13 protein-coding genes are annotated in these 12,763 nt (G+C 75.0%); 6 read left to right on the forward strand and 7 right to left on the reverse strand.

The window, feature by feature from the left end:
* Positions 1 to 253: 253 nt before the first annotated feature.
* A complete protein-coding gene (locus NH602_RS19705) occupies positions 254 to 1,495 on the forward strand; it encodes a PspC domain-containing protein (protein ID WP_100878709.1) in 1,242 nt (413 codons plus the stop codon).
* A complete protein-coding gene (locus tag NH602_RS19710) occupies positions 1,488 to 1,694 on the forward strand; it encodes a hypothetical protein (protein ID WP_100878710.1) in 207 nt (68 codons plus the stop codon). Before NH602_RS19705 ends, NH602_RS19710 begins: the two co-directional genes overlap by 8 nt.
* A 155-nt stretch (positions 1,695 to 1,849) precedes the next feature.
* On the opposite strand, the gene guaA is transcribed toward NH602_RS19710, so the two are convergent.
* Positions 1,850 to 3,400, reverse strand: coding sequence for a glutamine-hydrolyzing GMP synthase (guaA, locus tag NH602_RS19715; RefSeq protein ID WP_253068576.1), 1,551 nt, complete (start codon positions 3,398 to 3,400; stop codon positions 1,850 to 1,852).
* 155 nt (positions 3,401 to 3,555) lie between these two features.
* Between guaA and NH602_RS19720 the strand changes: the two genes are divergently transcribed.
* A complete protein-coding gene (locus tag NH602_RS19720; RefSeq protein ID WP_179761839.1) occupies positions 3,556 to 4,497 on the forward strand; it encodes a hypothetical protein in 942 nt (313 codons plus the stop codon).
* A 3-nt stretch (positions 4,498 to 4,500) separates the two neighbouring features.
* On the opposite strand, the gene NH602_RS19725 is transcribed toward NH602_RS19720, so the two are convergent.
* Entirely contained in the window at positions 4,501 to 4,935 is a 435-nt protein-coding gene (locus NH602_RS19725) for a hypothetical protein (protein WP_157818339.1), read from the reverse strand.
* A gap of 97 nt (positions 4,936 to 5,032) precedes the next feature.
* On the opposite strand from NH602_RS19725, the gene NH602_RS19730 reads away from it, so the two are divergent.
* Positions 5,033 to 5,527 carry an FBP domain-containing protein gene (locus NH602_RS19730; protein WP_073576428.1) on the forward strand — a complete coding sequence of 165 codons (495 nt, stop codon included), beginning with the start codon at positions 5,033 to 5,035 and terminating at the stop codon, positions 5,525 to 5,527.
* Between the two features lies 1 nt (position 5,528).
* Here the strand turns inward: NH602_RS19730 and NH602_RS19735 are convergent, their stop codons facing one another.
* The gene (locus tag NH602_RS19735; RefSeq protein ID WP_073576429.1) at positions 5,529 to 6,653 is read right to left on the reverse strand and encodes a GuaB3 family IMP dehydrogenase-related protein; all 1,125 of its coding nucleotides are present in this window, start codon (positions 6,651 to 6,653) and stop codon (positions 5,529 to 5,531) included.
* 50 nt (positions 6,654 to 6,703) lie between these two features.
* Positions 6,704 to 8,215, reverse strand: a complete 1,512-nt coding sequence (gene guaB / locus NH602_RS19740) for an IMP dehydrogenase (RefSeq protein ID WP_073576430.1) — start codon at positions 8,213 to 8,215, stop codon at positions 6,704 to 6,706.
* A 150-nt stretch (positions 8,216 to 8,365) separates the two neighbouring features.
* Here guaB and NH602_RS19745 point away from each other — a divergent pair, with 150 nt between their 5' ends.
* Positions 8,366 to 8,773, forward strand: a complete 408-nt coding sequence (locus NH602_RS19745) for a DUF5319 domain-containing protein (protein WP_073576855.1) — start codon at positions 8,366 to 8,368, stop codon at positions 8,771 to 8,773.
* Positions 8,774 to 8,852: 79 nt separating this feature from the next.
* On the opposite strand, the gene NH602_RS19750 is transcribed toward NH602_RS19745, so the two are convergent.
* The 3 genes from NH602_RS19750 to NH602_RS19760 all read right to left on the reverse strand — a co-directional run bounded on the left by NH602_RS19750 (position 8,853) and on the right by NH602_RS19760 (position 12,018).
* Positions 8,853 to 10,058 (reverse strand): anti-sigma-D factor RsdA, encoded by a 1,206-nt coding sequence (locus tag NH602_RS19750; RefSeq protein WP_100878714.1) that lies wholly within the window; start codon positions 10,056 to 10,058, stop codon positions 8,853 to 8,855.
* Positions 10,051 to 10,626, reverse strand: a complete 576-nt coding sequence (locus NH602_RS19755; protein ID WP_073576432.1) for a sigma-70 family RNA polymerase sigma factor — start codon at positions 10,624 to 10,626, stop codon at positions 10,051 to 10,053. The genes NH602_RS19750 and NH602_RS19755 overlap by 8 nt, the downstream gene beginning before the upstream one ends.
* Before the next feature lie 795 nt (positions 10,627 to 11,421).
* Positions 11,422 to 12,018, reverse strand: a complete 597-nt coding sequence (locus tag NH602_RS19760; RefSeq protein ID WP_010225624.1) for a response regulator transcription factor — start codon at positions 12,016 to 12,018, stop codon at positions 11,422 to 11,424.
* 529 nt (positions 12,019 to 12,547) lie between these two features.
* On the opposite strand from NH602_RS19760, the gene NH602_RS19765 reads away from it, so the two are divergent.
* Positions 12,548 to 12,763: hypothetical protein (locus tag NH602_RS19765; RefSeq protein ID WP_253068577.1), on the forward strand; the 216-nt coding region annotated here is incomplete at its 3' end.

The following is a 12,763-nucleotide window of genomic DNA, read 5'->3' on the forward strand; positions in this document are numbered from 1 at the left end:
AGCTCCGGACACGGTCGCCCCGGGTGCGGCGGCGCCGGGCAGCGCGGCACCGGGCGACGGGGCCGCCCACGGAGCGTCGGTGGGCCGCGTCGGCGCGTCCGCTGCCCCCGGTGCGGTACCGGTCGAGGGGTCCGAGCTGTTCACGACCCCATCGTCACACGACCCGCGCCGGATCCCCTCGGGATCGGGACCGGGGTCCTCTCGGGGTTCTCCCCGAGACGCCGGGGCCCGCCCGGACGGCAGGCTCGACGCCATGAACCAGACGCAGCTGCCCGGGAGCGGCCGACCACCGTCGGCGTCGTCGACGGCCCGGAACACCATGCGCGACATGTGGGACTCCCGGCCCCTGCGTCCGCGCGACGACCGCAAGCTCGCCGGGGTGTCCGCCGCGATCGCGCGCCGCTACGAGATCGACCCGACGCTGGTCCGGGTCGGGTTCGTCGTCGCCGCGATCGTGGGCCCCGGCATCCCGCTCTACCTGGCGGGCTGCGCGGTCCTGCCGGACGCCGGCCCGCCCGGCAGCCCGGTCCCGCCGCGCAGCGGACCGTCGTCGGCGCTGTCGGTGACGCTGCTGGTCCTGGCCGCGCTGCTGGCCGTCCCGCTGGTGCTGTCCGCCGACCGCGTCATCCCCGCCGTCGTCACCGTCGCGCTGCTCGTCGCGCTGCACGTGACCCGGGGGAACCGGCCCGGGGCCCGGGAGGCCGCCGCGTCGCCGACACCCGTCGTGCCGTGGGTCGCGGACCCGCACGCCCCCACCGTGGCGCAGGTGACGCCACCGGCCTGGGACCCGCTCGGCGCCGCACCGTTCGCCTGGGACCTGCCCGAACCGGGACCGGAGCCGGGTCCGCCCCCGGCGCCCCGCTCGACGCTCACACCGATCACGCTGGCCGTGTCGCTCGTCGTCGCCGGGATGGTGGGGGTGCTCGCCCTGGCCGCACCGGGTGCGGTGCCGGCCTCGGCCGTCCCCGGGGCCGCGCTCGCCGTCGTCGGGGTCGGGCTGGTCGTCGGCGCGCTGCGGCGCGCCGGACGCTGGCTGGTGCCGTTCGCGGTGCTGCTCGCGCTCGTCACGGCGGCCACCATCCCGCTCAACGACGCCGTCGGCCCCGACGGCTGGGCCGTGCGCGGCGGCATCGGGGAGACCGTCGAGGCCCCCGCGACCGTCGCGCAGCTCGCCCCGGAGTACCGGCGCGGCACCGGTGCGGTCCAGCTCGACCTGACCCGCCTCGACCTCACCGCGACGCCCGGCGCGACCGGACCGGTCCGCACCCGGGCCGAGGTCGGCGCGGGCGCGGTGGAGATCCGCGTCCCGCGCGACGCCGACCTGCTCGTCCGCAGCTCGGTGGGCACCGGCGACCTGACCGTCGACGGGCAGACCCGCACCGGGCAGGACGTGGACCTGACCGTGAACGACCCCGGCCCGGACGGACCCGGTGGCCGGGTGCTGGAGCTCGACCTGCGGGCCGAGCTGGGAACCGTGGAGGTCACCCGTGGATAGCTCGCTCGCCCGTCGCGCCGACCCGTTCGCCCTCGTCGCCGGGGTCCTGTCGCTGCTGGTCGCGGTGTGCGGGGTCCTCGGGATCGCCCCGTGGGAGGTCGTCGACCTGCGCTGGGTGCTCGCCGGGACCGCCGTTGTGGCAGGGATCGCATTCCTGATGGCGAGTGTGCGTAACTCCCGGGCCGCATCGGACGACTGAAGGGTCATCACGGGAACCGGCGGGCTGGGGAGCACCGCCGGACCCGCCGCCGCCCGCGTGGCAGCGGTGTCCGACGGGGGTCGGACACCGCGAGGCCCGGGCTGGCCGGGGCGGGGCCGAGACATCGGCCCCGCCCCTGTTACGTCAGGCCCCGGTCACTCCCACTCGATGGTGCCCGGGGGCTTGCTCGTGACGTCGATGACGACCCGGTTGACCTCGGACACCTCATTGGTGATCCGGGTGGAGATCCGCTCGATGACGTCGTAGGGCAGCCGGGTCCAGTCCGCGGTCATCGCGTCCTCGCTGGACACCGGGCGCAGGACGATCGGGTGGCCGTAGGTGCGGCCGTCACCCTGCACACCGACGCTGCGGACGTCGGCCAGCAGCACCACCGGGCACTGCCAGATCTCGCGGTCCAGCCCGGCGGCGGTCAGCTCCTCGCGGGCGATCGCGTCCGCGGCCCGCAGCGTCTCCAGCCGGTCGCGGGTGACCTCGCCGATGATGCGGATGCCCAGGCCGGGGCCGGGGAACGGCTGGCGGGCGACGATGACCTCGGGCAGCCCCAACTCGGCACCGACCATCCGGACCTCGTCCTTGAACAGCGCGCGCAGCGGCTCGACCAGGTCGAACTCGATGTCGTCGGGCAGACCGCCGACGTTGTGGTGGCTCTTGATCACCGCGGTGCCGTCGCCGCCACCGGACTCGACGACGTCGGGGTAGAGCGTCCCCTGGACCAGGAACCCGACGTGGTGGTCGGCGACCACCTCCGCCGTGGCCGTCTCGAAGACCCGGATGAACTCCCGGCCGATGATCTTGCGCTTCTGCTCGGGCTCGGTGACCCCGGCGAGCGCCTCGAGGAACCGGTCGGCGGCCTCGGCGACGTGCAGGGTCGCGCCGGTGGCGGCGACGAAGTCCTTCTCGACCTGCTCGCGCTCCCCGGACCGCATCAGCCCGTGGTCGACGAACACGCAGGTCAGCCGGTCACCGATGGCGCGCTGGACGAGCGCGGCGGCGACGGCGGAGTCGACCCCGCCGGACAGCCCGCAGATCGCGCGGCCGTCGCCGACCTGGGCACGGATCGCCTCGACGGTCTCGTCGATGATCGACGCCGTCGTCCAGGACGGGCGGATGCCCGCGATGTCGTGCAGGAACCGGCGCAGCACCTCCTGGCCGTGCGGCGAGTGCCCGACCTCGGGGTGGTACTGCACGCCGGCCAGACGCCGGTCGGTGTCCTCGAACGCGGCGACCGCGACCCGGTCGGTCGACGCGGTGACGGTGAATCCCGCGGGGGCGGCGGTCACCGAGTCGCCGTGGCTCATCCACACCGGGTGCGTGCGGGGCAGGCCCTCGTGCAGCGTGCCGGGGGTACCGGTCAGCGCGACCTCGGTGCGGCCGTACTCGCGGGTGCCGTCGTGGGCGACCTCGCCGCCCAGCGCCCGGGCCATCGCCTGGAAGCCGTAACACATGCCGAACACCGGGATGCCGGCCTCGAACAGCGCCGGGTCGACCGCGGGGGCGCCGTCGGCGTACACGCTCGCGGGGCCGCCGGAGAGGATCACCGCGGCGGGCTCGCGGGCCACGATCTCGGCGACGGGCAGGGACGCGGGCACGATCTCGGAGTAGACGTCCGCCTCGCGCACGCGACGGGCGATGAGCTGCGCGTACTGGGCGCCGTAGTCCACGACGAGGACGGTCGGGGTCTGCACACGACCAGGGTAAACGGGCGATCCAGGTCACCCGTCGTCCGTACCGTCTCGTCGATCCTGATGATCCCCGCCGGCCCCGGGCGGTACGGCGTAACGGCGAGGCCCGGTTGCTCCGATGGGGGGAGGACGGCACCGTACGACCTGGAGGCACCCCGATGGCCACCACCCCGACCGGCCACACCACCGGCACCGGCGACACCCCCGCCGACCCGGCCGTCGACGGCGCCACCACCACGACCGCCGCGCCGCTCGTCCCCGCCCAGCGCTCCGCGCCGGAGCAGGAGACCCGCCCGGCCGCCGGCACGCTCGGCACCGGCGCGCTCGGGGTGGACGCGCTGGGCCTCGGGGCGCTCGGCACCACCGGGCTGCTCGGCGGGAGCCCGGCCCCGGTCGCCCCGGCGCGGGCACCCGCAGCGCCCTCCGTCGACGAGCCCGCGGTCGCGGAGCCGGTCCGGGAGTCCGCGGAGCCGGTTCCCGGGGCCGCGGTCGTCCCCCGGGCCCGCGCGTTCCGGACCCGGATCCTGCCGGTGTTCCTGTGCGCCGCCGCCACCGGTACCGCGGCGATCGCCGCCGCGGGCCTGATCATGACCCCGTCGGCGACCTCGCCGCTGCCCACCCCGCGGACCGTGACCGCCTCCGGCGCGACGGTGCCGCAGGGCCCGCCGCTGCCGCAGGCCGTCGCGGCGTCGCTGGTCGGGTCCGCCGCCGGGACCGGGCTGTGGGCCGGGGACCCGGTCGTCGCGATGACCGCCTGGCGCGACAACGGCGGGCTCACCCACCTCACCGCGATCGGCGACGGCTTCACCCGCGTCGCCGACGCCGCGGGCCGTCAGGACGCGGTGGCGCTCGCCGTCGCCTGCGGACGGCTGCAGGCCGCCATCGACGCCGCACGGGCCCACGACGCCGTGCCCGACGCCGTCGCGCAGACGTCCTGGACCGCGCTGCTCGACCACGGCACCGCCGCCGCCACCGCGGGGACCTCCGGGGCGCTCGCGCTGGACCCCTCGCAGCTGTCGGTCTTCACCGCGCAGGCGAACCTGGTGCGCGACGACCTGACGGCCGTCACCGACCGCGTCCGCGCCGTCCTGGCGGGCTGAGCCTCAGTCCTCGTGCCGCCCGCGCGAGCGCAGCGGCGGCGGCTGCACCGACCCGAGCAGCGCCCGCAGGTCCGCGGCGCTCGCGGCGCGGCGCCCCAGGTCGACGGCGACCGTCGGTGCGATGTCGCGCAGCCGTCCGAGCAGGGCCGGGTCGGCCAGGTCGTACCGGCCGTCGGCGGTCCCGGTGACGATCGCGTCCGGGCGCAGCGCCCGCACCGCCTGCGGGTCCGGGCTGCGGTCGTCGCCGACCGCGTCGACACCGTCGAGCGCCCCCGCGCAGCCGACCAGCTGGGCGCCCAGCTCCAGCAGCAGCTCCCCCACCCGGGGGTCGGTCGCCACCACCCGCACGACCGGTCCGCGCAGCGGCACCGGGGTCCCGGTCGCGTCGACGAAGGCTCGTCCACCGCCCATGGCGGCTCCGGCGGTGGGGCGGCTCATCGGCGGGCTCCTCCTGGCTGACGACGGCGTCGCCGTCGAACCTACCGCGCGAAACCCGCTCGACCCCCGCGGCGACAGGCGCCTAGCGTGGCCCGCCGTGACCAGCCCGACCGAGACCCGGATCCGCCGCGCCCTCACCAACTGCTCCAAGGGGGAGGCGACGCGGATGGTCCTGCCCGCGTGGGTCCGCGACCTGGACCCCGACCGGCTCGACGACGTCCGCGGCTGGCGTGACCCGAAGGCCCCCGACCGCGGGGTGCTGCTGGTCCCCACCGACGACGGCCCGGCCGGTGTCGTGCTGCGCGCCGCCACCGGCGCCACCCGCGCGGCGGCGATGTGCGCGCTGTGCCGGACCACCCACACCGTCGGCGGAGTCGCGCTGTTCGCCGCCCCGCGCCGCGGCGCGAAGGGGCGCCAGGGCGACACCGTCGGCACCTACATCTGCGCCGACCTGGCCTGCGCCGAGCACGTCCGCGTCGAGACGGCGACGGCCGCGCTCAAGCCGGCCCCCGGCACGACCGTCGACGAGCGACGGGCCGGGCTGCGGGAGCGGGCCGCGGAGTTCGTGGCGGCCGTGACCGCCGAGGGGTGACTCAGGTACGCAGGTTCAGCCCGACCCGCTGGAACTCCTTGAGATCGGAGTAGCCGGTCTTCGCCATCGCCCGCCGCAGCGCGCCGAACAGGTTCGTCGTGCCGTACGGGCTGTCGGTCGGCCCGAACAGCACCTGCTCCAGGGTCCGCCCGGACCGCGCGAGGCCGGTGACCTCCGAGCGCGGCAGCGACGGGTGCGCCGCCGAGGAGGTCCAGTACAGCCCGCCCGCGGGGGCCTCCGCGGCCTCGGCCAGCTGCTCCCCGAGCATGACCGCGTCGGCGCCGCACGCCACGGCGCGGGCGATGTCACCGGAGGTGCCGATGCCGCCGTCGGCGATCACGTGCACGTACCGGCCGCCGGTCTCGTCGAGGTAGTCGCGGCGGGCCGCCGCGGCGTCGACGATCGCGGTCGCCATCGGGACCCCGACCCCCAGCACCTCGTCGGTGGTGGTGGAGGTGGACTGCCCGTACCCGACGATGACGCCGGCGGCGCCGGTGCGCATCAGGTGCAGCGCGGTGCGGTAGTCCCCCACCCCGCCGGCGACGACCGGGACGTCCAGCTCGGCGATGAAGTCCTTGAGGTTGAGCGGCTCGCCGTCCGAGACGTGCTCGGCGGAGATGATCGTGCCCTGCACGATGAGGATCTCGACGCCCGCGGCGAGCAGCGCCGGGGTGAGCTCACGCGCGCGCTGCGGGCTGACCCGCGCCGCCACCGTGTGCGAGCCGTCGCGCAGCGGGCGCAGCGCCTCGGTGATCAGGTCCTGCTGGATGGGGGCCTGGTGCAGCTCCTGCAGCAGCGCCACCGCGGAGTCCGGCTCGTCGCCGGTCGCCGCCGCGACGACACGCTCCAGCGCGCCCTTCGGGTCGGTGTGCCGGGCCCACAGGCCTTCGGCGTTCAGCACCCCCAGCCCGCCGAGCTCGCTGATCCGCACCGCCGAGTCCGGCGACACCACCGCGTCGGTGGGGTGGGTCAGCAGCGGGATGTCGAAGCGGTAGGCGTCGAGCTGCCAGGCCGTCGAGACGGCCTTCGAGCTGCGGGTCCGCCGCGACGGGACGATCTCGATCTGGTCGAGGTCGTAGGCACGACGGGCCTCCCGGCCCATCCCGATCTCCACGAGGTCACGCACGGGCACCACCCTAAGCGGCGCTGCTCAGGAAGGTGCTGGGGCCCCCGTCACTACCGGGCGGCGTAGTTCGGGGCCTCGACGGTCATCGTGATGTCGTGCGGGTGGCTCTCCTTGAGACCGGCCGCGGTGATCCGCACCAGGCGCGCCTGCTGCAGGTCCGGGATGGTCTGCGCGCCGACGTAGCCCATGCCCGAGCGCAGCCCGCCGCCGAGCTGGTGCACGACCGAGGACAGCGGCCCGCGGAACGGGATCCGGCCCTCGATGCCCTCGGGGACGAGCTTGTCCTCGCTGAGCACGTCGTCCTGGGCGTAGCGGTCCTTGGAGTAGGACCGGCCCGCGGCACCGGCACGGCCCTGCATGGCGCCGAGCGAGCCCATCCCGCGGTAGGTCTTGAACTGCTTGCCGCCGACGAGCACGACCTCGCCGGGCGACTCCGCGGTGCCGGCCAGCAGCGAGCCCAGCATGACCGTCGACGCGCCGGCCGCGATGGCCTTGGCGACGTCGCCGGAGTACTGGATGCCGCCGTCGCCGATGACCGGGACGCCGGCCGGGGCGCACGCCCGGGTGGCCTCGTAGATCGCGGTGATCTGCGGGGCGCCGACCCCGGCGACGACGCGGGTGGTGCAGATCGAGCCCGGCCCGACGCCGACCTTCACCGCGTCCGCGCCCGCCTCGACGAGCGCCCTGGCGCCCTCGTAGGTGGCGACGTTGCCGCCGACGACGTCGACGTGGTCGCCGACCTCGGCGCGCAGCTTCGCGACGGTCTCCAGCACCCGGCGGGAGTGGCCGTGCGCGGTGTCGACCATCAGGACGTCCACACCGGCCTCGACGAGCTGCATCGAGCGGGCGTAGGCGTCGTCGCCGACCCCGACCGCGGCGGCGACGACGAGCCGCCCGTCCGGGTCCTTGGTCGCCAGCGGGTACTGCTCGGTCTTGTTGAAGTCCTTGATCGTGATGAGGCCGCGCAGCATGTCGTCGCCGTCGACGATGGGCAGCTTCTCCAGCTTGTGCCGGCGCAGCAGGCCCAGCGCGGCCTCCGCGGTGACGCCGACCTTGGCCGTCACCAGGGGCGCGCGGGTCATGACCTCCGACACGGGCCGGTCGGTGTCGACCTCGTAGCGCATGTCGCGGTTGGTGATGATCCCCACCAGCCGGCCGGTCTCGTCGGTCACCGGCACACCGGAGATCCGGAACTTGGCGCACAGGGCGTCGACGTCGGCCAGCGTCGCGTCGGGGCTGCAGGTCACCGGGTCGGTCACCATGCCGGCCTCGGACCGCTTCACGACCTCGGCCTGGGCCGCCTGGGCGTCCGGGGAGAGGTTGCGGTGCAGCACGCCGAGACCGCCGGCGCGGGCCATCGCGATGGCCATCCGGGACTCGGTGACGGTGTCCATCGGGGACGAGACCAGCGGCACCTGGACCCGCACCCGGCGGGTCACCTGGCTCGACGTGTCGGCCGAGCTGGGGATCACGTCCGACTCGGCGGGCAGCAGCAGCACGTCGTCGAAGGTCAGTCCGAGCATCGCGAACTTGTCCGGCAGGCCGCCCATCTCGCTCGTCATCTCTCCGGGGCTCCTCTTGCGGTCGAAGCAGTGTTGTCGAGGCGGTGCGGTCGACGCTGACGGCGGGCTCCCGCCGCAGGCCGCCATCGTACGTCCACCACCCCGGGGTGGGCCGGGGCCCGACCCCCCTGCACCGGTACCGTGTACGCCGTGTCACCAGAGGCGCTGCCACCGGACCCGTTCGCCGGAGACCCGGATGACCCTGCGCTCTCGATGCAGGCCTACGACGACCGTGGTGACGGCCCGTGGCCGGGTTCCGGTGACTCCGATGTCCCCCCGTTGAACGAGACCGACCGCGGCGAGATCCTGGCCGACCTGGCGGACCTCGCCGTGTACCAGGCGCTGCTGGCGGGCCGTGGCGTCCGCGGGATCGTCGTCGACTGCGCGGACTGCGGCGAACAGCACTTCCACGAGTGGAACCTGCTGCGCGCGAGCCTGCAGCAGTTGCTCGACGAGGGCCGGATGCGGCCGCACGAGCCGGCCTACGACCCGGACCCGGCGTACTACGTCACGTGGGAGTACTGCCGCGGCTACGCCGACGCGACCCTCGCCGACTGAGCGCGGCACCCCAGAGACACACGACGGGCCCCGGAGGAGATCCTCCGGGGCCCGTCGCCGTGCTGCGTACCGGACCGCGTCAGTTCGGTGTGCTGCTCACTGCACCGGTCGTCGTCGACGACGGCGGGGGCGTGGTGTCGTCCGAGGGGTCGGCCTGTCCCTCCCCGGCAGCGGTGGGCCGGGTCGTGGGCGCCGTCGTCGGCGTCGTCGGGTCCGCCTGGCCCTCCGTCGTCGGCGAGGTCTCCGACGGCGACGGCGACGTCGTGGGCGACGTCTCACCCGGCCCGTTCAGCACGGACGGGTCGGTGGTGCCCTCCGGGGAGGTCGGGCCGCCCGGGGTGGTCGCTCCCTGCGTCGGACGCGGGTCCGGCGCCGGGGTGTCCTCGTCGCCCTCGGAGACCGGGGGCGGCGGGGCCGGGGTCCCGTCGCGCAGCGGCGACCGTGGGTCGGTCGGCGTGCCCGGCGGGGTCTCGGCGACCTTCTGGCTCAGGAAGCGGTTCTGCTGCTCGAAGTCGTTGCGCAGGTCGGGCGCGGTGCGGTCCACCAGCGGGCCGAGCGCGGCGAGTTCCTGCTGCGCACCGACGGTGTCCCCGGCGGCGAGTTTGGCGTTGACCCGCTCGATGCCCTCGCGCAGCGTGGTCGCGGCCTGCACCTGTTCGGCGCGCTCGCTGTAGAGCACCCGGGAGACACCCCACAGGGCGTCGCCCGGCTGGGCCTCGTGCGCACTGATCGAGACGACGGCCAGCGCACATGCCGCGACCGCCGCGGCGGCGACGAGCGGACGCAGGAAGGAGACCTTCCGCGACGGCTTCGCCGGCTGCAGGATCTGCACGGCCTCGTCGGTGTCGAGGAGCTGCGGGATCGGGTCGCGCTCGACCTCGTCCTTCCAGGACGAGAGCATCGCGGTCAGGTGGTCGTCGACGTCGTAGCCGCGCCGGCCGGGGCCGGACACGCCGAGCCCGGAGGACAGGGCGTTGATCAGCTCGTCGTCGGCCTGGAGCTCGACGAGGTCGATCGGGCCGTCGTCCTCGACGCCGTCGAGGTCGTCCCACTCGTCGGCGCGGGCGGCGTGCCGCTGCACGGCCGGCTGCGGGACGGTGCGCCCGTCGAACGGCACCGGGTGACCCCGGTGCCCGAGCGGATGCGAGTGGCCGTTGGTGTGGCCGTTGGTACGGGGAGGGCGGGGCTCGCCGAAGCGGCCACGCGTCACCGGTGCGGGCGGGCGCTCCCAGCCCTCACCGGGCGGCGGGGGGAAGCCCGGACCGTGCGGACCCTGGTCACGCATCCCGGACCACCTCCTCACTCATCATCTTCCTCAGCCGGGCCAGCGCCCGGTGCTGGGCGACGCGGACGGCGCCCGGGGTGGAGCCGACGGCTGCCGCGGTCTCCTCCGCGGACAGACCCACGACCACGCGCAACACGATGATCTCCCGATGCTTGTCCGGAAGGATCTCCAGGAGCTTGGACATCTCCTTCGACAGTTCCACCTGCAGGGCCCGGGACTCCGGACCGTCGGACGACTCCATGCGGTCCGGCACGTCGGCCATCGGTTCCGAGCGGTTCCGGGACGCAGCCCGGTGCGCGTCGATGACCTTGTGGGACGCGATGCCGTAGACGAAGGCGAGGAACGGGCGACCCTGCACCCGATACCCCGGCAACGCCGTGAGCACGGCCACGCAGACCTCCTGGGCGACATCGTCCGCCGAGACGGACCCTCGGTCGGTCCCCAGACGGGCGCGGCAGTAGCGCACGACGAGGGGCCGAATCATGGCGAGAACGCGCTCGACCGCGGACCGATCGCCGGCCATGGCCGCTTCGATCCACTCGTCGGGAACGTCTCTTGATTCACTCATCGTGGGGAACCGCCCAGGCGTTACGAGCTTCCAGCAGTGTCATCCGATCGTGGAGGCAACCCGCGTTCGCGCAGGTGGGATCGGCTCGGATCCACCGTATCCGAGCGGGGCTCGCCGACGGGAGTCGCTCCATGTCAGATCAGACGATCGTGCACTGTTCCGGGTTGCGCGGGGCCACGCCGGAACACGGCCACGGGGCGGCCACGGTCGGCGAGCGGTTCGTCACCCACCGCAGATTTGCGGTCACCGGACACAGTGAAGATCGTCCGCGCCCGATCACCGGCCGTGGACCGCCCGGCGCGGGTCGCGCCCGGTTCGGCGCGGAGTCCGGACGGGTCGCCGTGGGGTCGCGGGGCTGCGGCGGCGCATGTGACACCAGGGATGAGAGGGACGACGGAGGTCGATTCCCGGCGTCCCCCCGACCGCTCGGCGGACGAGGGCCGATCGGACGCGGACGGTTACGGCGTCCGGCGGATCCGTCATCGGTCCCGCCGAGGCGGCCGCGCTCCGGCGGGGTCCGGTCGCGGGGAGCACGACCGGCGTCCCGTCACCGGGCGCCGGGCCGGCCGGAGCCGGTCGGGGCGGGGGTCCCGGGCGTGGTGCCCCGGGTGCGGGCCGCGGGGGCCTGCAGCGGCCCGGGTGCGTGGGCCGGACACGGGGATGTCCGGGCGTGGAGCCGGACCGCGGGGGTCGGTCCGGCTCACGATGCCCACCCGCGGGCGAGTGGGTGGAGCGGCCGGTTCGGGGTCGGTCGCTCGGTGGTGCGTTCTCGTGCCGTTCCGGGTGGGGGCCCGGTCAGGACACCAGGCCGCGCCGGAAGCCGTGGGCCACGGCCTGTGCGCGGTCACGGACGCCGAGCTTGCGGAACAGCCGGCGGGCGTGGGTCTTCACGGTGTCCTCGGAGAGGTAGAGCTCGCGGCCGATCTGGCCGTTGCTCTTGCCCTGGCTCATCCCGCGCAGCACCTGGAGCTCGCGCTCGGTGAGCTGGACCCCCGGGTCGGTGGGGACGCGCGGGGTCGGCACCGAGGTGCTGGCCAGGGTGTGTGCCAGCGCGGCGACCAGCTCGGGACGCGAGGCGTCCCAGCGCAGGTAACCGCGTGCCCCACCGGCGATGGCGGCGGCGATGCTGCCGGCGTCGTCCGGGGCTCCGAAGACGATGACGTTGGCCTGCGGGTGGGCGGCCACCAGTCGCCGGGTGGCCTCCACCCCGGTGGGCACAGCACGCTGCGTCCCGACCAGGACGACGTCGACGGACTGGCGGGCGTAGCGGGCGAGGAGCTCGTCCCCGTGGGCGACGCAGTCGATGCGCTGGACCCCCGGGACCGCGGACATGACGCGAGTCAGTCCCTCGCGGACGCTGCGACGATCGTCGCAGATGAGTACCGTCGTCACGACGATTCCTTCCTGCAGCTTCCTGCAGCCGGGTGATTCTTCACCCTCCGAATCGGCGGGTGACACTCTCACCTTGACACGGTCGGGGCGATTTTGTGCCCTCCGTTCGGCGCTCTGACCCACGTGCATCAGCGTCATGTGGGTGAAGCGTCGCCGAATGGAGTAGTCCGTACGGTACATCGTCCGGGCCCGGCTCCGGGCACTACTCCCGCAGCAGTTCTCGCCCGCTACGGTCACTTCGCGTATAGAGGACGCTCACCGTGTGCAACACCGCATGTCGGCGACCCTCCGCACCCGCTCGGCGACCGCGCGTATCGAATGGTGACGCTCCGGCGTGTCGCGCTCCGGCGACCGGTCCGGAACCGGCCTCCGGCATCGCCCGATCGGCCCCGCGGCGCCCGCGGTGCGGCCGAGCGGGTACGGCATCCGGACCACCTCCGGCCGGGTCCGGTGCCCCGTCCGGCCCCGGTGCCGGCCCGGTGAGGTCGGCCCGGGCGAGCAGCGCAGGGCGGTGCAGCGGTAGCAGTCCGTGTACGAGCGCGTCCGCGGCCACCGCGTCCAGCTCGGCGACGACGTCCGCCCGGACCTGCCCCGCCACCCCGGCGACGACCGCCCGGACCAGGCGGCTCTTGAGCACGTGCCGCGCGGACCCGAGCGCCCGCGCCCCGGCCAGCGCCTCGTCGGCGGCAGCGAGCGCAGCGGCCGGGTCGCCCGCGACCAGTGCGGTCTCCGCGGTCACCCAGCC

Source organism: Pseudonocardia sp. McavD-2-B (assembly GCF_024124365.1).
In the GTDB taxonomy this organism is placed as follows: domain Bacteria; phylum Actinomycetota; class Actinomycetes; order Mycobacteriales; family Pseudonocardiaceae; genus Pseudonocardia; species Pseudonocardia alni.